This is a genomic window from Polaromonas sp. YR568, from assembly GCF_943369675.1.
GTDB lineage: Bacteria > Pseudomonadota > Gammaproteobacteria > Burkholderiales > Burkholderiaceae_C > Polaromonas.
Genome location: NZ_CALROB020000013.1, coordinates 1 through 20,656, shown reverse-complemented (window position 1 = coordinate 20,656; position 20,656 = coordinate 1). Strand labels below are relative to the sequence as shown.

General features: G+C 62.3%; 17 protein-coding genes and 1 other RNA gene. 4 read left to right on the top strand and 14 right to left on the bottom strand.

What is annotated here, in order from left to right:
- Positions 1-12: 12 nt before the first annotated feature.
- Entirely contained in the window at positions 13-990 is a 978-nt protein-coding gene (locus ACLV8F_RS08945) for a Bug family tripartite tricarboxylate transporter substrate binding protein (protein WP_411883881.1), read from the bottom strand.
- A gap of 202 nt (positions 991-1,192) precedes the next feature.
- On the opposite strand from ACLV8F_RS08945, the gene ACLV8F_RS08940 reads away from it, so the two are divergent.
- Complete coding sequence (locus ACLV8F_RS08940; protein ID WP_411883880.1) at positions 1,193-1,996, top strand: IclR family transcriptional regulator; 804 nt, start codon at positions 1,193-1,195, stop codon at positions 1,994-1,996.
- A gap of 13 nt (positions 1,997-2,009) precedes the next feature.
- On the opposite strand, the gene ACLV8F_RS08935 is transcribed toward ACLV8F_RS08940, so the two are convergent.
- From ACLV8F_RS08935 to dnaX, 11 genes are all read right to left on the bottom strand, one after another.
- The gene (locus ACLV8F_RS08935) at positions 2,010-2,162 is read right to left on the bottom strand and encodes a DUF3096 domain-containing protein (RefSeq protein ID WP_411883879.1); all 153 of its coding nucleotides are present in this window, start codon (positions 2,160-2,162) and stop codon (positions 2,010-2,012) included.
- Positions 2,163-2,281: 119 nt separating this feature from the next.
- Positions 2,282-3,730, bottom strand: coding sequence for an efflux transporter outer membrane subunit (locus ACLV8F_RS08930; RefSeq protein ID WP_411883878.1), 1,449 nt, complete (start codon positions 3,728-3,730; stop codon positions 2,282-2,284).
- Complete coding sequence (locus tag ACLV8F_RS08925; RefSeq protein ID WP_411883877.1) at positions 3,727-5,028, bottom strand: efflux RND transporter periplasmic adaptor subunit; 1,302 nt, start codon at positions 5,026-5,028, stop codon at positions 3,727-3,729. The genes ACLV8F_RS08930 and ACLV8F_RS08925 overlap by 4 nt, the downstream gene beginning before the upstream one ends.
- 3 nt (positions 5,029-5,031) lie before the next feature.
- On the bottom strand, positions 5,032-8,271 hold the full coding sequence (locus ACLV8F_RS08920) for an efflux RND transporter permease subunit (protein ID WP_411883876.1): 3,240 nt from the start codon (positions 8,269-8,271) through the stop codon (positions 5,032-5,034).
- A 92-nt stretch (positions 8,272-8,363) separates the two neighbouring features.
- The gene (locus ACLV8F_RS08915) at positions 8,364-9,203 is read right to left on the bottom strand and encodes an ABC transporter permease (protein ID WP_411883964.1); all 840 of its coding nucleotides are present in this window, start codon (positions 9,201-9,203) and stop codon (positions 8,364-8,366) included.
- A gap of 2 nt (positions 9,204-9,205) precedes the next feature.
- Positions 9,206-10,045 (bottom strand): ABC transporter ATP-binding protein, encoded by an 840-nt coding sequence (locus tag ACLV8F_RS08910; protein ID WP_411883875.1) that lies wholly within the window; start codon positions 10,043-10,045, stop codon positions 9,206-9,208.
- 67 nt (positions 10,046-10,112) lie between these two features.
- On the bottom strand, positions 10,113-11,162 hold the full coding sequence (locus ACLV8F_RS08905) for an ABC transporter substrate-binding protein (RefSeq protein WP_411883874.1): 1,050 nt from the start codon (positions 11,160-11,162) through the stop codon (positions 10,113-10,115).
- Between the two features lie 140 nt (positions 11,163-11,302).
- Complete coding sequence (locus ACLV8F_RS08900) at positions 11,303-11,716, bottom strand: MAPEG family protein (RefSeq protein ID WP_411883873.1); 414 nt, start codon at positions 11,714-11,716, stop codon at positions 11,303-11,305.
- A 71-nt stretch (positions 11,717-11,787) separates the two neighbouring features.
- Positions 11,788-12,414, bottom strand: coding sequence for a recombination mediator RecR (gene recR / locus ACLV8F_RS08895; RefSeq protein WP_411883872.1), 627 nt, complete (start codon positions 12,412-12,414; stop codon positions 11,788-11,790).
- Positions 12,415-12,547: 133 nt separating this feature from the next.
- Positions 12,548-12,871, bottom strand: coding sequence for a YbaB/EbfC family nucleoid-associated protein (locus tag ACLV8F_RS08890; protein WP_411882079.1), 324 nt, complete (start codon positions 12,869-12,871; stop codon positions 12,548-12,550).
- 73 nt (positions 12,872-12,944) lie between these two features.
- Positions 12,945-14,795, bottom strand: coding sequence for a DNA polymerase III subunit gamma/tau (gene dnaX / locus ACLV8F_RS08885; protein ID WP_411883871.1), 1,851 nt, complete (start codon positions 14,793-14,795; stop codon positions 12,945-12,947).
- A gap of 107 nt (positions 14,796-14,902) precedes the next feature.
- Between dnaX and ffs the strand changes: the two genes are divergently transcribed.
- Both ffs and ACLV8F_RS08875 read left to right on the top strand, forming a co-directional pair.
- Positions 14,903-14,999, top strand: an RNA gene (gene ffs / locus ACLV8F_RS08880) — signal recognition particle sRNA small type.
- Positions 15,000-16,618: 1,619 nt separating this feature from the next.
- Positions 16,619-17,776: a hypothetical protein gene (locus ACLV8F_RS08875; protein WP_411883870.1), complete on the top strand. Its 1,158-nt coding sequence runs from the start codon at positions 16,619-16,621 to the stop codon at positions 17,774-17,776.
- 62 nt (positions 17,777-17,838) lie between these two features.
- Here ACLV8F_RS08875 and ACLV8F_RS08870 read toward each other — a convergent pair whose 3' ends face one another.
- Both ACLV8F_RS08870 and ACLV8F_RS08865 read right to left on the bottom strand, forming a co-directional pair.
- Complete coding sequence (locus tag ACLV8F_RS08870) at positions 17,839-19,353, bottom strand: ATP-dependent nuclease (protein WP_411883869.1); 1,515 nt, start codon at positions 19,351-19,353, stop codon at positions 17,839-17,841.
- A gap of 195 nt (positions 19,354-19,548) precedes the next feature.
- A complete protein-coding gene (locus tag ACLV8F_RS08865; protein ID WP_411883963.1) occupies positions 19,549-20,025 on the bottom strand; it encodes a low molecular weight protein-tyrosine-phosphatase in 477 nt (158 codons plus the stop codon).
- 190 nt (positions 20,026-20,215) lie between these two features.
- On the opposite strand from ACLV8F_RS08865, the gene ACLV8F_RS08860 reads away from it, so the two are divergent.
- Positions 20,216-20,485, top strand: a complete 270-nt coding sequence (locus ACLV8F_RS08860) for a hypothetical protein (protein ID WP_411883868.1) — start codon at positions 20,216-20,218, stop codon at positions 20,483-20,485.
- Positions 20,486-20,656: the final 171 nt, after the last annotated feature.

The following is a 20,656-nucleotide window of genomic DNA, read 5'->3' as shown; positions in this document are numbered from 1 at the left end:
GGGGCAGCGGTGTTACTCGAGTTTGGCGCCGGAAACCTTGACCTTTTGCGCGCCGAGTTCGCGATCGGTTTTCAGGAAGGCCGTGAACTGTTCCGGCGTGTCGCCCACCGCCTCGAAGCCGAGCGGCTGCAGGTATTTGCTCTTGAACTCGGCGGTATTGATGATCTTGCTCATGTCGCGCGCAAAGCGGGCGCTGATCTCGGGCGGCGTGCCCTTGGGCGCGACCACGCCGAAGTAGTAGGACGCGTCAAACGTGGGGTAACCGACTTCGGCGAAGGTCGGCACATTGGGCGCAGCCGGCTGCCGGTTGCGGCCCGACACGGCCAGCGCCTTGATCTTGTTGGTCTCCAGGAAAGGCGCGACACCGCCCGTCACCGCGAACATCGCGTCGATACGGCCGGCCATCAGCTCCTGCACGGCGGGCGGCAGGCCCTTGAAGGCCACGTGTTCCATCTGCAGGCCGTTGATGCTGTTGAACCAGGCCGAGGCAAGGTGGTTCACGCCGCCCGCGCCTATGGAGCCGTAGTTGAACTTGCCTGGGTTGCGCTTGACCTGCTCGATGAACTCCTTGACGTTGGCGGCCGGGAAGTCGGGGCGCGTCACCAGCATCAGGTTGCCGACGGCCAGCTTGGCGACGGGCACGAAGTCCTTGACCGGGTCGTACGGGATCTTGGGATACAGGTTCTGGTTCAGGCTGTAGGCGCCGTCGGAGGCCACCAGGAAGGTGTAGCCGTCGCCCGGGCTTTTGGCCACGATGTCGGCGGCGATGATTTCATTGGCGCCGGGCTTGTTGTCGACGATAAAGGGCTGGCCCCAGCTGTCGCCCAGCTTCTGGCTGATGGCACGCACCATCACGTCGGCGGGGCCGCCGGCGCTGTAGGGCAACACGATGCGGATGGGCTTGGTGGGGTAGCCCTGCGCGTGGGCAGCGCCCGCAAAAGCAAGGCCGGCCAAAGCGCCCAGCACGATCAAACGGCGTCCTGATTTCATCTCATGTCTCCTGGTTTTATGGGGTATTTGGTCTTTATCCTGAAAATAAGTCCTGTATGTGAACTTATTTTTCCCTGTTTATTCTAGAAATTTACTGATTAATTTCAAAACATAAGCCACACATCCGCATACCATTTTTTATAGAAATTGATTTTTAGTACGTTATTTGGACTTTTTACGGATTGGCCTTTATGCTCGAGCCATGAAGCATGAAACCGACCACGAAGCAGAGAGTTCCACCGGCGCCCAGACCGTCGACCGGGCCTGCGAGCTTTTGCGTGAAATCGCCCGCACAGGCGCTGCCGGCGTCCGCATCCTGGACCTCTGCCATGCCACCAGCCTGAGCCGGCCCACGGCGCACCGCATCCTGCGTTCGCTGCAGCTCGCGGGCCTGGTGCGGCAAAGCCCGGAGAACCGGCGCTACGCGCTGGGCAGTGGTTTGTTTGAGCTGGGCATGGCGGCGCCCAACCCGATTGCGCAGTTCCCGCAGGTCCGCAGCGTGGCGGAAGAGCTCGCGGCGAGCACCGAAGACACGGTGTATTTGATGCTGCGCAGTTATGACGACGTGTTGTGCGCCTGGCGTGCCCAGGGCGCCTACCCCATCAAGGCCAATGTGGTGGCACTGGGCGACCGCCGGCCCATGGGCGCCAGCGTGGCCGGCCTGTGCCTGCTGGCCAGCCTGCCCGAGGCCGAATCGGACGCCTTGATAGCGGCCAACGGCCCTTACCTGCCGGCGTTTTGCCGCATGACGCCGGCGGACGTGACACGGCACGTCAATGACGCGCGCGACAAGGGCTATTCAGTGGGAGTCAATGCCGTGATGGAAGGCGTCACGGCGGTGGGCATGGCGGTGCCGGCGAGTTACCAGCGGCCGTGCATGGCGCTGAGCGTGTCGGCGATTTCCTCGCGCATCCCGCCGGAACGCATTCCGGCGCTGGTGGAACAGCTCAAGCGCAGCGCGGCCAGGATCGCCGCCATCACGGGCAGCGATGCTGCCGCGCGCTAAGCGAGTGGGCTAATCAGAGTTTGAAGCTGCCGACGCCAAACAGGCCGACCAGGCCGATGACGATCAGGTAGATCGCCACGATGTAGTTCAGCAGGCGCGGCATGATCAAAATCAGAATACCGGCGATCAGGGAGACTACGGGGCCTATGCTCAGGGAGAGGTTCATGATGTGTCCTTTTTGGGTTATTGTGCGGTGAATGCACTTTAGGACGCAGGCACAAAAAGCGCTGTAGGACGACAGGAAAAGATGCGGGCGGTCACAGGGCCGACCGGCTGGCGGCTTCCTTACTGCGACGCCGTGGCGACGGGCGCGCCCTGCCAGTCCCCGCCCAGCGCCTTCACCAGGAACACCGACACCAGCATGCGTTGACCCAGCAGTTGCGCCGCCTGGCGTTCGCTGTTCAGTTGCGATTGCTGCGCCGTAATGACGTCCAGGTAAGTCGCCACACCGCCCTCGTAACGGTCGTTGGCGATTTCCAGCACGCGCCCGGCGCTCGCGATGGCGCGCTGCGCCTGGCCGTAGGCGCGGTCCAGCGCGGCGACGCCGCTGATGCCGTCTTCGACTTCCTGCATGGCCGTGAGCACGACGCGCCGGTAGTTGGCCACCGTCACGTCATAACCGGCGCGCGCGAAATCCACGTTGGCGCTGATGCGGCCGCCGTCGAAGAGCACCTGCGTCGCCGACACCCCCAAAGACCACAACACGCTGGGTGCGTCGAACAGGGTGCTGAAGATGCGGCTGTCGACACCCACAGTGGGCGCCAGCGCGATGCTGGGGTAAAACGCCGCGCTGGCGACGCCAATCTGCGCGTTCGCCGCCGCCATGGCGCGTTCGGCCGAGGCGACGTCGGGGCGGCGCTCCAGCACGTCCGAAGGAATGCCCAGCGGAATCGCGGGCGGCCGCAAAGGCGTGGTCTGCGGCGCCAGCGCGAATTGCGGCGCCGGCGTGCCGGTCAGCGTGGCGATCGCATGCTCGAACTGCGCGCGCTGGCGCTTGAGCACGTCGACCTGCGTGAGTGTGGTGTCCAGCAAGGCCTGCTGCTGCGCCATGTCCAGGCCCGAGGTGGCGCCAAGGTCGTGCCTGTCGGTGGCCAGCACCAGCGAACGGCGCTGCAGCGCGATGGAACGGGCCAGCACGTCAAGCTCGGTGTCGAGCGCGCGCAGGCTGAAGTAGGCCACGGCCAGGTCGGAGGCCAGCACCAGGCGGGTGTTCTCCAGGTCGGCGGCGGATTGTTCCGCCGTGGCACCCGCCCCTTCCACCAGGCTCTGCACCCGGCCCGCAAGGTCCACCTCGTAGTTGACCGACAGCGTGACGCTGTAGTCGTTCTGGATGGTCGAGAAATTCGGCGAGTTGTAATTGGTCAGCGGCCGGTTCGCGGAAATCTTCTGCCGCGCGGCGCGTGTGCCCAGGCCGACCTGCGGGAACAGGCTGGCCGAACTGCCCGCCAAACTGGCGCGGGCCTGCGCCAGGCGCGCATTGGCGGCGGCCAGCGTCTGGTTGCCGGCCATGGCTTTTTGCGCCAGGGCATTGAGCTGCGGGTCGCCAAAGCGTTCCCACCAGGGGCCCTTGGCGGCCAGGTCGTTGGGGGTGCCGGTGCGCCAGGGCGCCTCCACCTGCCAGGCCACGGGCATGACGACCTCCGGCTTGCGGTAGGCCGGGCCGGCCGTGCAGCCGGCCAGCACGGCTACGGCCAGCACCACCGAAAACGCGCCTGTCGTGTTCAGCCTGTTCACGGCGCTGCTTTCCCGGGTTCAGTCTTGGCTTTGTCGCCGGCAGCAACGGCCACGGCTGGCTTCTTGCCGCCCTTGTCGCCGGCCTTGTCGTCCTCGGCGGCGTTGAAGGACACCGGGTCACCCTCGGCCAGCGAATCCGAAGGGTTGAGCACCAGGCGTTCGCCAGTGGCCACGCCGTCCACCACTTCCACGCGCTCGCCGTAATTGCGGCCCAGTTGCACGGGCCTGAGGTGCACGCGCCCCTGCGCGTCGATGGACGCGACCTTGATGCCGTCACCGCGGATGATCAGCGCATTGTTGGGGATGGCCAGGCCGCGGCTGGCCGCCAGCGGCAGCGCCACCTGCACGAAGGCGCCCGGCAACAGCGTGCCGGCGGTGTTGGGCAATGAAATCTCCACCTGCATGGAGCGCGAGGTGGCGTCGATGGACGCGGCCGTGCGCGCCACCTGGCCCTGGAATTTCTGGCCGCGCAGTTCGGCCTGCGTCACCACCACGCTTTGCCCGGTCTTGACGAGTTGCGCGTAGGTCTGCGGCACGTTGACGTAAAGCCGCAGCGGGTCGGTCTGCGTGACCACGAACAACGCGCGCGCCAGCCCGCCGCCGGCGCCCGCGTCGATCAGGTCGCCGGTGTCGACGTTGCGCCGCGTGATGATGCCGTCGGTGGGCGCGACGATGCGCTTGAAGTTTTCCAGCTGGCGCAGCCGCTGCACGTTGGCATCGGCCGCCGCCAGGTTGGCGCCGGCCTGCGCGCTTGCGCTGCGGCGTTCGTCGACTTCCTGCTGCGAGACCGCGTCTTTCTTGCGCAGCGCCTCCCAGCGCACGGCGGTGCTCTGGGCCAGGTCCAGGCTGGCGGAGGCCTGCTGGCGCGCGGCAACCGCCTGCGACAGCTGCTGGTCGATCTCGGGGGTTTCAATCTCGGCCAGCAGCTCGCCCTTGCTCACGCGCGCGCCTATGTCCTTGGTCCAGCGCTTGACGTAACCGCCCGCGCGCGCATAAATCGGCGACTGCACAAAACCCTGCAGCGTGCCCGGCAGGGCCAGCGTCTGGCCGGACTCGCTGGCCTTGGCCAGCGTGGTCTTCACGTAGTTCTTGTTGCGCTCTGTGGCGCCGGCTTCGAGTTCCTTGGCGTTGTAGACGCGGCTGATGACGGTACGGCCTGCCCCTATGGCCAGCAGCACCAGCACGATGACGGCGGCGATCTTGGCGCGGCGCACGACCTGCCCGCGCTTGAGCAGCTCGCCCGACTCGCCCGCTTCAACGGGGTGCAGGGCCAGGGGGGAATGGCGTTCTTCGGACATGGCTCAGCTCTCCTGGGGCACGGTGCCCGCGGCTTCATGGGATGCGGGCGGCGTGCCGCGGCGCGCCTTGCGCTGCGCCAGGCGCTGGTGCACCCCGGCGTAGATCACAGGCACAAAAAACAAGGTTGAAACAGTAGCAAAAAGCAGGCCGCCGATGACGGCCCGGCCCAGGGGCGCGTTCTGCTCGGCGCCCTCGCCCAGGCCCAGCGCCATCGGGATCATGCCGATGATCATGGCCAGCGCCGTCATCAGCACCGGGCGTATGCGCGTGGCGCCGGCTTCCAGCGCCGACGACAGCGGCGTGATGCCGTCCTCCATGCGCTGGCGCGCGAAGGACACCACCAGGATACTGTTGGCCGTGGCCACGCCCATGGTCATGATGGCGCCCGTGAGGGCCGGCACACTGAGCGTGGTGCCGGTGATGAACAGCATCCACGCGATGCCCGCCAGCGCCGCCGGCAGCGCGGTGATGATGATGGCCGCGTCCGTCCAGGACTGGAAGGTCACCACGATGAGCAGGTAAACCAGCACGATAGCCATGGCCAGGCCCAGGCCCAGCCCGATGAAGGAGTTCTGCATGGTCTGCACCTGGCCGCGTATGGCGACCTGGTTGCCGCGCGTGAGTTTGGGCTCGATCTCGGCCACCAGGGTCTTGATCTGGCTGGCCACGCTGGCCAGGTCGGTGCCCTGCACACTCACGTAGACGTCGATGGCGGGCTGGATGTTGTAGCGCGACACGATGGGCTGCTGCCGGCCGGCGCGCGCGTCCACCAGGTTGCCCAGCAGCTGCGTCGGGTTGGCCGGCGCCGCCGCGCCGTTGGCGCCGCTGTTGGCGTTGGGGGTGGAACCCACCGGGATGCTGAGCAAAGCATCGACCGAATCGACGTTGTACTGCGGCGACTGCATCACCACGTTGTAGACCACGCCGTTTTGCGGGTTCAGCCAGAAGGCCGGCGCGGTCTGCGAGCTGCCCGACAGCGCAATCAGCACGTTCTGGCCGACGTTGGCCGCGCCCAGGCCGAACTGCTGCAGCCGCGTGCGGTCCATGCGCAGGTCGACCACCGGGCCGTCCAGGCGCTGGTGCACGTGGGCGTCCACCGCGCCCGGTATCTTGCGTATGGCCTTGGTCAGCTCGGCCGCGCGCTCCATGTTGCCGTTGATGTCGTTGCCGGTGAACTGCACGTCGATGGCGGCGGGCAGGCCGAAGTTGAGGATCTGCGTCGAGATGTCGGCCGGCTGGAAGAAAAACTCCACGTTGGGGAAACGTTTGGGCAGCTCGGCCCGCAGCAGGCTGATGAAGCCGTCGGTCGGCTTGTGCCCCTCTTTCAGCGACATCAGGATCTCGCCGTCCATGGTGCCTATGGTGCCGGCATTGCTGTACGACAAATTAATGCCGCTGTTCGGCAGGCCGATGTTGTCCAGGATGGTTTCCAGCTGGTCGGCCGGAATCATCTCGCGGATGGCGGTTTCCACCGCGTCGGCGATGCGCACGGTCTCCTCGATGCGGGTGCCGGTGGGCGCGCGCATGTGCAGGCGAATCTGGCCCGCGTCCACGCTTGGGAAAAAGTCGCGGCCCAAAAACGGGTACAGCAGGCAGGACAGCAGGCAAAAGCCCAGGAACAGCTGCGCGAAGCGCCGCCTGTGCGACAGCGCCGCCGACAGCGCCAGCGTGTAGGCGCGGCGAACGCGCTCGAACTGCGAATCGAAGCTGCGGTAGAGGCGCTGCAAGGGGCTGGGTTTGGTTTCTGCCTGCGCCGCCCCGTGCACGCCGCCCATCAGCAGCATCACCAGCGTGGGCACCAGGGTGCGCGACAGGATGTAGGACGCGCTCATCGCGAACACCACGGCCTCGGCCAGCGGCACGAACAAAAAGCGCGCCACGCCCGACAGGAAAAACATGGGCACGAAGACGATGCAGATGCACAGCGTGGCGACGAATGCCGCCGGGCCGATTTCACCTGCGCCGACCTCGATGGCGTCGTTCAGCGGCTTGCCCATGTGCAGGTGGCGCTCGATGTTCTCGATGGTCACGATGGCCTGGTCCACCAGGATACCGACCGACAGCGCCAGGCCGCCCAGCGTCATCAGGTTGAGCGTTTCACCCAGCGCGAACAGCACCAGAATGGACGCCAGGATGGACAGCGGGATCGTCAGCGCGATGATCAGCGTGCTGCGCCAGTTGCCCAGGAAGAGCAGCACCATCAGGGCCGTCAGCGCGGCGGCGATCAGCGCCTCGATGATCACGCCGACCACTGCCGCCTTGACGAAGACCGACTGGTCGAACAGCGGCGTGACCTTGACGTCGGACGGCAGGCTTTGCACCACGCGCGGCAGCAGGGCCCGCACGTTGGCGACGATGTCCAGCGTGGAGGCGCCGCCGTTCTTGAGCACCGACACCAGCACCCCGCGCGCACCATCCTGGCGCACGACGTTGGTCTGGGGCTGGAAGCCGTCGCGCACATAGGCCACGTCGCGCAAATAGGTGGTCACATTGTTGGCCGTGCGCACCGGCAGGTCGTTCAGGCCGGCCAGCGCGTCGGGCGAACCGTTCATGCGCACGGTGTATTCGGTTTCACCAAACTTGACGGTTCCCGAGGGCAGGATCAGGTTCTGCGTGTTGACGGCATTGACCACGTCGGCCGGCGACAGGCCGCGCGCCTGCAGGGCCTGGGTGTCCAGGTCCACCGAAATCACGCGCACCTTGCCGCCGTAAGGGAACGGCGAGGCGACGCCCGGTACGGTGATGAGTTGCGGGCGCAGGCCGTTGACGGCCGTGTCGAACAGCTGGTTTTCGGGCAGCGTCGCGCTCGACAGCGCCAGCTGCATGACGGGAATGCTGGAAGCGGAATACTTGATCACCAGCGGCGGCGTGATACCGGGCGGCAATTGCCGCACCTGTGTCTGCACCGAGGCCACCACTTGGGCGATGGCCGTCTGGATGTTGACGCCGGGCTGGAAGAAGACCTTGATGATGCTGACGCCGGCCAGCGAGGTGGACTCAATGTGCTCGATGTCGCTGACCACGGTGGTCAGGCCCCGCTCCGTCTGGCCCGCCACGCGCTGGCCCATTTCCTGGGCGGGCAGGCCGTTGTAGTTCCAGATCACGCTGATCACCGGGATGTTGATCTCGGGGAAGATGTCCGTCGCCATGTTCTTGAGAGCGAAGGGCGTGGCCAGCACGATGAGCATGGCCATCACGATGAACGTGTAGGGGCGTCGCAACGCCAGCTGGACCATGGACATGAGGCGTCGGCTCCGGGTGGGGGGGGGTTACGAAATGATACGTGATCGTACTGTTAACCCGCGGTAAAGACCACCCGATAAGAGCCCAAAAGTCACAGCTTTTCGGTTTCTCCCGTGCGCGGCTGCCATTTCATGAGGCGCTTTTCGAGCCGGCCGACGATGCCGTCCAGCACCAGCGCGAAGGCCGTCAGCACCACGATGCCGGCAAACACGGTGTTGACGTCGAAGGTGCCCTCCGCCTGCAGGATCAGGTAGCCGACACCGCGCGCCGAGCCCAGGTACTCCCCCACCACGGCGCCCACAAAGGCCAGGCCCACCGAGGTGTGCAGGCTGGAAAACACCCAGCTGGTGGCGCTGGGCAGGTACACGGTGCGCAGCAGCTGCCGCTGGTTGGCGCCCAGCATGCGGGCATTGGCCAGCACGACCGGGCTGACTTCCTTCACGCCCTGGTAGACGTTGAAGAAGACGATGAAGAACACCAGGGTGACGGCCAGCGCCACCTTGCTCCAGATACCCAGGCCCAGCCACAGCGAAAAAATGGGCGCCAGGATCACGCGCGGCATGGAGTTGGCGGCCTTGATATACGGGTCCAGAATCGCGCGGGCCGTGGGCGCCAGCGCCAGCCAGAGACCGCAGGCCAGGCCCAGCACCGTGCCGATGCCGAAAGCCAGCACGGTCTCCAGCAAGGTGGTGCCCAGGTGCAAATAGATGTCGGCATTGCCCGGCAGGCCGTCGGGGAACAGCGCGCTGGGGCCGAAGCCGAAAGGCATGAACCAGCTCCAGACGCGGCCGGCCACCTTGATCGGCTCACCGAGGAAAAATGCGATCTGCTGGTCGCGCGAAGCGATATGCCAGACCAGCAGGATGACGACCAGCAAACCAAGCTGCCAGGCACGCAGGTTGTTTTCAGAAGGCTTGAGGTGGCGCCACACGGTCATGCCGCTTTCTTGAGTTGCTGCGCATAGCCCTTGAGCACCTCGTCGCGCAGCACATTCCATATCTGCGTGTGCAGCTCGACGAAGCGCGGCTGGTGGCGCACCTCAGCCACGTCGCGCGGGCGCGGCAGGTCTATCGCGAACTCGCCGATGGGGTGCGTGCCCGGGCCGGCCGACAGCACGATCACGCGGTCGCTCATGGCGATGGCTTCGTCCAGGTCGTGCGTGATGAAGAGCACGGCCTTCTTCTTGGCGGCCCAGAGTTCCAGCACTTCGTTTTCCATAAGCTGGCGGGTCTGCACGTCGAGCGCGCTGAAGGGCTCGTCCATCAGGATGATGTCCGGGTCCAGCGCCAGCACCTGGGCCAGCGCGGTGCGCTTGCGCATGCCGCCCGAGAGCTGGTGCGGGTAGCGGTCGCCGAAACCGCCCAGGCCCACCCGCTCCAGCCAGGCCTGCGCCTGGCGGCGCGCCTCGCCGTCGGGAACACCGCGGTATTGCAAGCCCACCATGACGTTGCCCAGCGCGCTGCGCCAGGGCATCAGCGCCTCGGTCTGGAACATATAGCCGGCGCGGGTGTTGATGCCGGCCAGCGGCGCGCCAAAAACTTTGACCTCACCCGACGAGGCCTCGAGCAGGCCCGCGCCTATGTTGAGCAGGGTGGACTTGCCGCAACCTGTGGGCCCGACCACCGAGACGAATTCACCGGCGCGAATGCGCAGCGTGGTGTCGCTGACGGCCGTGTAGCGCTGGCCCGCATCGTCGCGCGAGCGGAAGGTGCAGCTGATGTTGATCAGCTCCAGGGCGTAGTCGGTGTCGGGTTCGGCGGCAGGGTCGGACATATCGGGAGCTTAAGGCAAGCTGCCTGCACGAGGCAGGCAGCATGGAGAGTGGTCGTTCAGGCGAAGCTCAAGCTTTGAAACGTTCCTTGGCCTTGCGGGAAAACTCATTCGTGTAGGTTTTCGCGATGTCGATCTTGTCGGCCTTGATGCTGGTGTCAAAACTCGCCAGCGCCTTGAGCGCCGTGCGCGCACCGTCGTCGGGGATGATGCCGTCCAGCGAAATCGATTCGCGCACCTTGTTGAACGAAGCGAGGTACAGCGCGCGGTCACCCAGCAGATAACTCTCGGGCACGGTCTTGATGATGTCGCCCGGGCCGGCCGTCTGCAGCCACTTGAGGCCGTGCACGATGGCATTGGCCAGCGCCTGGCAGGTGTTGGGGTTTTTCTGCACGAACTCCAGCGGCGCATACAGGCAGGCCGCCGGCATGGAGCCGCCGAACACTTCCACCGTGCCCTTGAGCGTGCGTGTGTCGCTGATGATCTTGACCTCGCCCTTTTGCTCGAGCATGGTCATCACCGGGTCGGTGTTGCTCATCGCGTCGATCTGGCCCGAGCGCAGCGCGGTCAGCGCGCCCGCAGCGGTGCCCACGCCGATAAAACTCACGTCGCCGGCCTTGAGGCCGGCGCGCGACAGCACCAGGTTGGCCATCATGTTGGTCGACGAGCCCGGTGCCGACACGCCTATCTTCTTGCCCTTGAGGTCGGCCACGGTTTTGTAGTTGGGCATGTTCTTGGTCGAAATGCCGAAGGCGATCTGCGGCGCCCTGCCCTGCAGCACAAAGGCCTGGAACATCTGGTTCTTGGCCTGCAGGTTGATGGTGTGCTCAAACGCGCCCGAGCACACGTCGGCCGAACCGCCCACCACGGCCTGCAGCGCGCGCGCGCCGCCCGCGAAGTCGCTGATCTCGACGTCCAGGCCCTCGGCCTTGAAGTAGCCCAGCTGTTCGGAAATCGTCAACGGCAGGTAATAGAAAGCCGCCTTGCCGCCGACGGAAAGCGCGATCTTCGTTTTCTCGAGTTTGGGCTGGGCGCGCAGCGACGGGAGTGCCAGCGTCGCGACCGCCAGCGCGGTGCCGCTTGCAAAAGTGCGGCGGGAAATCAGGGGATGGCGGGTCATGCAGGTCCTCTTTTCTTGTGGTTGGCACAAGCTTATCGAGGCGTAAAAAAACCCGCATCGGGGTCATCCCGTGCGGGTTTTCACCAGAAATGATGGGTTGCGGTTACCAAAGGTTACCGCAGCCGACACACGGTCATTCTTCAGCGATAACCGGAAAACAGAATGCAGATGTTGATGAAGAGCGCGGCCGCCCAGATGGCCGAGCGCGCCTTGGCCAGGTCGGCCACGTACATCATGATGTAGGCGATGCGCAGAAAGATAAACAGCAGCGCCAGGATGTCCAGCCGCGTCTGCCCGGCCTGCAAGGTGTGCGCGATGATCACCGCCGCGAAGAAAAACGGCAACGCCTCAAAGGTGTTGTGCTGGGCGGCGTTGGCGCGGCCGCGCCAGTCGGTTTGCCGCGCCAGCCAGCCGCGCGGGTTGTGGTTGTCGAAACCGCCATCGCGCCGGGGCGTGCCCATCATGCCGTACTTGGCCAGGCCCGCGCAGGCAATCGGCAACAAGGCCGCGATCAAAACACACCAATAAGCAATGGTGAAGCGTGCGAATGTCATGGTGGGTTTCCTTTCGTTTGTTGTTGTGTCTTGCCGGCATCCCGAAGCCGAAATCAAAAAAATGCCGCCCCTCAGCGGCGGTCCACCAGCGCGTGGGCAATCGTGCCCAGGTCCACGTATTCAAGTTCGCTACCCACCGGCACGCCGCGCGCCAGGCGCGTGACCTGCACGCCGCGGCTTTTGAGCGCCTGGGCAATCACATGCGCCGTGGCCTCGCCCTCGGCGGTGAAGTTGGTCGCGAGGATCACTTCCTGCACCTCGCGCGAGGCGGGCGGCAAGGCTTCGCCGCGTTCGTCCTTGGGCACGACGCGGTCAAACAGTTTTTGCAGGCCGATGTCGTTGGGCCCTATGCCGTCCAGCGGGCTCAGCTTGCCCATCAGCACAAAGTACAGGCCCTTGTAGGCCAGCGTGCGCTCCAGCGCGGCCTGGTCGGCCGGCGTCTCGACCACGCAGAGCTTGCTGCGGTCGCGCTGCGGATTCGCGCAGGTGGTGCAGAGCTCCTGCTCGGTCAGCGTATTGCACAGGACGCAGTGGCGCACGCTGCCGACAGCATGCTCGAGCGCACGCGCGATCTGCAAGGCGCCGGGCTTGTCATGCTGCAGCAAATGAAAAGCCATGCGCGCCGCCGACTTGGCGCCCACGCCCGGCAGCTTGCGCAGCGCCTGGGTCAGGCCTTCGAGAGCGTTGGAGTCAGCCATCCGTGAGCCCCCACGTTCGCTCACTGCGTGTAGCTCTCTGCCCCCCGAGGGGGCGCTGCGCCTGCGGTCTGGCAAAGCCAGTCCCGCGGCCCCTGCTGGTGAATGCGTAGACCAAAGCCAGGAGGTTAGAAAGTTAGAAGGGGAGCTTCATGCCGGGGGGAAGGCCGGCCGTCAATTTACCCATCTTTTCCTGACTGACTTCTTCAGCCTTGCGCACGGCGGCGTTGAAGGCCGCGGCCACCAGGTCTTCGAGCATGTCCTTGTCGTCGGCCAGCAGGCTGGGGTCGATCTCGATGCGCTTGACGTCATGCTTGCAGGTCATGGTGACCTTCACCAGGCCGGCGCCGGCTTCGGCCGTCACTTCGACAAAAGCCAGTTCGTCCTGGGCTTTCTTGAGGTTGTCCTGCATGGCCTGCGCCTGCTTCATGAGGCCTGCGAGTTGTCCTTTGTTAAACATGGGATCTTCCTTTTGAGTCTTGAAATCGGGGTGTACCGGGTGTTTGCAATGCGTGCTTACGAACTGTCTCGAATCATATCGACTTGGCGGCCAGCGGCCGTATGCTGCCGGGGACAATTTTCGCCCCCCAGTCGCGCATCATGTCCTGCACCAGCGGGTCGTTCTGGATCATCTCTTCGGCGGCGCGCTGGCGCTCGGCCGCGGCGGCGCCGTTGCGGCGCGCCGGCGTGTCGGTGACGGGCCCGACTTCCACCACCAGCTTGAGCGCGGCATCGCCCACATGGGTTTGCAGCGCGGCCTGAAGCTTTTCACGCGCGGCCGCCTGGTTCAGCGACTCGCGCTCCACGCGCAGCGTCCACACGCTGCCCTCCTGGCTGCGCAACTCGGACTGCAGGCCCAGCTCGCGCGTGAGCGCCGCGACGGCCTCGGCCGCCACCAGCTGGTTGACCGTCTGGCCCCAGATTTCGCCGAAGGGCACCGGCACCAGCGGCGGGGGCGTGGTCGAAGGCGCGCTGGCCGGCGGGCGTTGTTGGGGCTGCGGCGGCGCGGCCTGGGCAGGCGGCGGCTCCGGCATGGCCGGGGAACTGGCGGCGAAATGGGAAGGGGCTTGCGCGCGTTCGGCTTGGGCGACAGGCGCCTGGGCAGGCGGCGCGACTGACGCTACAGGCGGCTTTCTTTCAAAGCCTGGCGCAGCAGGCGCCGCAGGTGCCGCCATGGGCGCAGCGGCCGGCGCGGGCGCAGCCGCCCGCGTCACCTCAGGCTGAGGCTTTTTTCCGGGCTCGGCGGCACCCCCCGCATGGCTGGAGGCGGCGGAGCCCGAAGGCTTGAAGGCCAGCAGGCGCAGCAGCACCATGGTCAGGCCCGCGTATTCATCGGGCGCCAGGCCCAGCTCGCCGCGGCCGTGCAGGCACAGGCTGTAGAGCAGCTGGGTTTCGTCGGCCGGCAGCGCGCGCGCCAGCCGGGCCGTCTCGGCGATGTCCGGGTCGGCATTGTCATCGCCCTCGCCCATCTCCGGCACGGCCTGCAGCACCGCCATGCGCTGCAGCACGGTGGTCATCTCTTCCAGCGTGGAGGCCGCGCTCAGGCCGTTCAGGCGCAGGGCCTCCGAGGTTTCCACCACGGTCTTGCCGTCGCCGCGCGCCAGCGCGTCCAGCAGGCGGTAGACATAGCTGCGGTCCACGCTGCCCAGCATGGTGCGCACGCTGGCTTCGTCCAGCGAGCCCGAGCCGAAAGCGATCGCCTGGTCGGTCAAGGACAGCGCATCGCGCATGGAGCCGCGCGCCGCGCGCGCCAGGAGGCGCAGCGCCTGCGGCTCGGCCGGCACGTTCTCGACGCCCAGCACCTGGGTCAAATGCTCCAGCACCGTCTCGGGCGCCATGGGCCGCAGGTTGAACTGCAGGCAACGCGACAGCACCGTGGCCGGCACCTTCTGCGGGTCCGTCGTGGCCAGCACGAACTTCAGGTATTCGGGGGGCTCTTCCAGCGTCTTGAGCATGGCGTTGAAAGCCGTGTTCGTGAGCATGTGAACTTCGTCGATCATGAAGACCTTGAAGCGGCCCACGACGGGTTTGTAAACGGCCTGCTCCAGCAGCTGCGCGATCTCATCGACACCCCGGTTCGAGGCCGCATCCAGCTCGGTGTAATCCACAAAACGGCCGCTGTCGATGTCGGTGCAGGCCTGGCACACACCGCAAGGCGTGGCGGTGATGCCGCCCTGCCCGTCCGGGCCCAGGCAGTTCAGCGATTTGGCCAGAATCCGCGAAATCGTCGTCTTGCCCACCCCCCGCGTGCCGGTGAACAAATAGGCATGGTGCAAACGCTTGGTCGCCAGCGCATTGCCCAGCGCCTGCACCACATGCGACTGCCCCACCATTTCAGAGAAATTTTTGGGACGGTATTTGCGGGCGAGGACGAGATAGGACATCCGGCCATTCTAAATTGCAGCCGGGACTCTCCCCGGGGCAGTTTTCCGTCAGGGCCTATTTGTTCCGGCTGACAGCAAGGTCATTGCCATCCCGTACAATCGAGCGTGACGGGCCTTCCCGCATGGTAAAGCGGCCAACCGGGTCAGGTGGGGAACCAAGCAGCCCTAACTGTGGAGCCAGTGCCGGGGTCAAGGCTCGTCACCTTATTCATCTCAGATCCGCAGTTCTTGCGGGTTTCATTTCCAGGCTGGCGCCCGAAATCTCTCCTGAAATGGCGCGTCAGTTAGCAGATCGGGGGCGCGCAACAGTACTGCGCGTGGATGACGTTCTTCGAGATAACCCAGAAGCCCGCAAGGCACTCTTCGATGCTCTCAAAGAGAGCCGCGACAGCCTCCCTTGAAACATTGACCGTAAGACGCCGCAAAGGCGCTTCCGCAACTCCTTGGAGTGCGCTCGATGGCGCTCCCCAGAAGATGCCCAAGCGCTCGCCTCTTTGAATGAGGTCATGAATAACTCCGCAGGTGTGAAACTGGCTCAGCGCCGGCTCTCTCCCGTTTTGTAACTCACTGATGAGGATGCAGAACAAAAAGTGAAAAGCAAAGCGGGCAAGCGAAAAGTCCCAATACAAAGCGAGTTGCTGCGCCCCGGTTTTGCCGAATACGTGCAGACGGTGACCTCGGCAGGTTCGACTTCGCTTTGGCCGAAGCTAACGCTTGGGAGAAAAAGGTGGGTGACTATTTTGGCCGGTGGTTCAAGGAGTACCGGACACGCTGAAGCTATTCCCCGACTTCCATAGCCTGCGACACACGGTCCGAACACAACTAGCCGAGGCGGCGGTTCCAGAGGCCGTAATGGACATGATTACAGGCCACGAAATCATGGGCAGCACAGGCAGTAAGGTGTACGCATCGAAGCCTTGAGACTCTTCGCAAGGCAGTCGAATCAGTGCACTACCCGCTTTAGACCTACCGAAGGTATACAGGCACGTCCAAATCATTGCCGGCAAGCCACGGACCGATCTGGAAAAGTAGCAAATTGGGTCCGCCTGACGGAAATCGCCGCCCCATCCGTGGTCAAAGTTTGGCTGTGGATAGCTCCCAAAGTACAGATATGTGCCGACCCGGTCATGTCCGAACTATCCACAAGTAGCCCTCACCGATACCAAATGGTTATCCACAGAATGGCCAAATACACTACCGGTAGTGCTTGAATTCGATTTAAACCCCAGGTATAGTGTCTTGGCAAACTAAGCACTTGCAAGAAAAAAGGCCACTAAGAGGTACGAACTCTTAGCAGCCTTTGGCAGATTACCGATACCGGCGAGGTCTGCCCCCGAACTCACGTTTAGGAATGACGAGAGTAACTCAATTCGCAAGGGTTGGGATTAAGGAGTTCTACGTACCGGGGTGTTAGTGCCTAACTGGAGAAATCCCATGGCAACTTCTGGAAAACCTCCCGGTAGCAATACCGGAAACAATGGCGGCATTTATCAGGAAATCGGTCCGCGTGGCGGGGCTAGGCCCAACTACTCGACCGTTCCTGACAATAGGCCGCTACCGCCAACGACGACCCCCGGGTCCACTTGGAAGCCAGTATCGCGAACGCCTAACAGCAAGCGATAAAAGCAAGCGGTAACGCAAGCGGGGAGGGAGAAGCCAAAAGTTTCTCCCTTTTTTTGCGCCGCAATTTAAGACTCTGCTTGATAGTCGCCGTTGTTGCCCTGTAGCAAAAACGTCCTGAGTTCAGCTGATTCTTAGAACGAAAATTATCCAATCCGATTGTGGAAGCGTCCCAGAAACGGGAAGGTAAATATGGGGGCCGTATGACAGAAGAGTTCACGGAAATCGGCCACTCTGGCGGCACCATTACATTCAGATTTGAAACGGGGCCGGACGGCCGCAGAGGCTACTCCGTCGCGATGCGACACTCGAGGCCGGTCCCAATGAGCATGACAGCGCTGTACGCGCTCTTCAATGGAATTCCAGTCGGGAACCTTACCTTAGGCGGAATTGGTTATGTATCCGAGCCGCCGCCTTTTAGTGGCTGCTTTCCTGTATACATAACTTCCGATAGCCAAGGAAAATTTGGCCACGATTGCCCCCGCTGCAAACAGTACTGGCGCAGTGGGGCTTCGCCTTCAATATGTCCCTATTGCGGTTTGCGCGGTCACGGCTATCAGTTCTTATCAAATGCACAACGAAAGTTTGTTCGACTTTACTGTGAGCTATTGTGCAAGGCAGAAGAGGCTGCAGAGGACGCGGTAATCGAAATTGATATGAACGAGGTAGCAGAGGCTGTAGGAAAAGGGGAGAAGCCAGCGTTCTACGTCTCGGAAAAAAGCCAACAAAGGAAATTTACTTGCACTGCATGCGGGGAATTCAATGACATTTTGGGGCGGTTCGGGTACTGCTCTCTCTGTGGCACTCGAAACGACATAGCCGAGTTCGAGGCAGTCACCATCCCCGCGATTCGGAATCGCTTAAATGCCGATGCCCTGCCGCAGGACTGTGTCCGCGATGCCGTGGCAGCGTTTGACTCTCTCGCAGCTCAATATGCGAAGCAACTCGCATTGCGAATTCCACTGATGCCCGAGCGTCAACTAAGGCTCACTTCTCAAGCGTTTCACAAACTCGCGGAAATTCGGCTGACATTTAACAACTGGTTCGGTATAGATATATCGAAAGGGATGAAGGAGCCAGAGTGTGCAAAAGTCAGCAGAATGTTTTTTCGCAGACATGTCTACGAGCACAACGGCGGGGAGGTTGATCAAAAATATATTGACGAAAGCGGCGATGGTTCAGTCTCGTTAAAACAATCCATTCGGGAAACGAAGGAAGACGCACATGAGTTACTAGGCTCCCTAGTGAAAATGGCGCGCAACCTTCATGTGGGATTTCACTGCTTGATTCCGCCTCTTGATGAGCCTATCAAATACGAGCAGGACAAGAAAAAACGTATATCCGACTGGGCTAAGCAGTAGCTGAATTTGACAGCAAGTAAACCAAGCCTCTGCGGCGGCCACGGTCTGCCATCTCTCGGCCTTCAAAATGCCTTAGCTATTTCTTTAAGATCCGCAATAATTTCCTTTGCAGAAATTAGTAAGGCTGCTTTGGCGCGCTTAGTATCCTCGTCTAACCACGTCCGGACCTCTTCCGAGAGAGAAATTTTCGCAGCGCGCCTCTTTTTTTTGTCGACAATCGACAAGGTCTGCGCTACCTTATCTTTGAAAACTTCGGGGTAATAACACTCAAATTGAGGCGCTTCAAAGCATGCAAAGTTTTGTGAATTCCAACTGGTGTACCTTTGCCGCAGTTGCTCAACAATTGCACGGCCTGCATCATCCCCATCCGCTCTCACCCACGCAGCATTTTTATAAGCTTGCTCCAAATGCGTGAAGCGAACCAGGCGATTAAAGTCTTCAAACGTGGCCTGTATCTGGTCAACCCCCTGTGTAGACATTGTTCTGACTCGAGCCAGCTTTGGGACAAACCAAGGGACTAAGTAGTCGCGAATAAGTCTCTCAGCAGAGGCCTCCTCGAGAATTAGCCATCCATCCCACAGCTCGAAATCTGAAAAGGAGTATCCGAGGTCACGTAGCACCTCAAGACGTGCGGACGCATTAGTTTCAACTAGTGATGCTTTTGCTTCGACTGGCAATTTTCCGGGCACCGATTTAATGCTGTAGAGCTTGCTTTTTGCAGCCGCACAAAGATGCCGCACAACAATATTTGAGTGAGTCGAGACAACAAACTGGTTTTTCTTGGCGCTTTCAACAATCAGTTCAAGCAGCGCTTTCAGAGCTGTGGGGTGGAGGTCATTCTCTGGTTCCTCTATGAGAAAAAGCTTGCCTTCAGACAATGTCAAATCAGCTAATAGTCCCACTATATTCGGCACGCCCTCGCCCATCTGGTCAATAGGAAGAGTTTCCCGAGAGTCGAGATAAATACCTGGTCGCTGGCCATTATCAGAAGGCACAGTCGTAACCACGAACCCAAGGATTGCCTTGCAGGTCTCCCTATAGGTCTGTGACCCTGGAAAATCTGGATTTGCAAGACGGGAGAGCTTTGCGGCCAAGTAGTGAAGATTAGAGGAAATGGTTCGCGTAAATTGGGATCGCACGTCCTCGCTGTAAGTAACGGTCTTGCGCTTTGAAAAGTACGGGACAATGAAATGGTCTGGCTCAATCTGCGGAAGCTGCCCCGGCTGAGTGGCATTGCCCGTGGGCCCGTAAACGTGAAAGTCCATCCCACCACCTCTTCTGTCGGGGCTATTGACGCGGGTTTGCACCCTCAAATTCTTTGCATCGCTCAATCCGGGCCACGCCCTGATTCCAGTAACGTGCTCAAGATGAATATCAATAACTGCCGACTCACCTCCAACCCTGACATCGGGGATTAGTGAATCGTGCCCGACTTGCAACGTGTGCAGTGCCCTGAGAATGGACGACTTTCCTGAGTTATTTGCCCCAATTAAAACTGTTATCTGGTCAAGTTGAAGGGGTGACTCCATGGCAGCAAACGAGCGAAAACCAGAAATATTGACAGTAGTAACTCGCATTAAAGCTCCCTTTAGGGAAGGTAGTGTGCGCTGAACCTTTTCACTCGACAACCTTCGTTTGGAGGACTGTGCGAAACGCAAAAATAACAATTCGCGTGGCACTCTACTGTGTCACTTGAGGAACCGGAAGGGGGTTTACCGGCAGCAAAGCGCGGATGTACCGGATTGCAAATCCGGCTAGCCCGGATGTGTTTGCTACGGCCGTTGCTCAACGTGGCGCATCAGCCCCTCGCAAGCATCCTCCACCAGATCCAGCACATGCTCAAAGCCGTCCTTGCCGCCATAGTAAGGATCAGGCACCACCGGGCTGTTGTGCTTCAGGCAGAACTCCGTGAGCCTGCGCACTTTGTGAAGATGCGCGGGAGGACATTCCTCTTGCACCAAAGCCAGGTTATCCCAGTCCATGGCCAGGATCAGATCGTGGCGCTCGAAATCCGCATCCGAAATCTGCCTGGCTCTCAAGCCTGAAAGGTCATAACCTCGTTTGGAGGCATGCGCCTGGGAGCGTTCGTCGGGCGGGTTGCCGGGGTGGTAGTTGTGGGTGCCGGCCGAATCGACCTGGATTTGATCGGCGAGGCCATGGTCAATGACTTTTTGCTGGAACACGCCGTGGGCTGTGGGGCTGCGGCAGATGTTGCCCATGCAGACGAAGAGGATGGAATAAGGTTTCATGGGATGGAGCTTGGCCGGCGACTTGCCGCATGAGGTCGAAAAAGACATGCGGCCTTTGGTTTGGCTAAACCATTCTAGGGTTGCCCTGCCCATCGGGCCGTCAAAGCCAATGAATACGCCAAACGAGCCGTAGCCACGAGCGCTCCATCCGTATACAGTCGGCTCAACGGAGACAACAAACAAAATGCTGATGACCTGCATAGGGGGCCCGCTTCATGGGCTGCAAGTGGGACTTGCCGACGATGCCCAGGTATATGAGGTGCAGGACAGCAAGCCGCGCGCGCGGTATCTGCGGCAGGTGCTCTCGCATCATTACGCCCCGCAGGCCGGGCATGCCGACTCGGTGGCTTTTTTTGCGCTGAGTTCGTTGGGCGGGATGGCGGTGACGGACTTGATCATCGCGCACCTGGAGGGCTTTCGGCCCGCCCTGCCTTTGCCGGCCGCGTCAAAGCCGGCCTGACTCAGGCCCAACCCGGTCAATCTGGAAAATCAGCTGAAGACGCCTTGCTGGGTAACCTGCACACCGGGCGCCAGCGTGGCCGAAGGGTCGCGCCGCCCGCGTTCATGCGTCAGCGCCAGGTGCAGCTGGTTCAAGGAGCCCACACACTCCAGCACGATGGACTGGACCAGC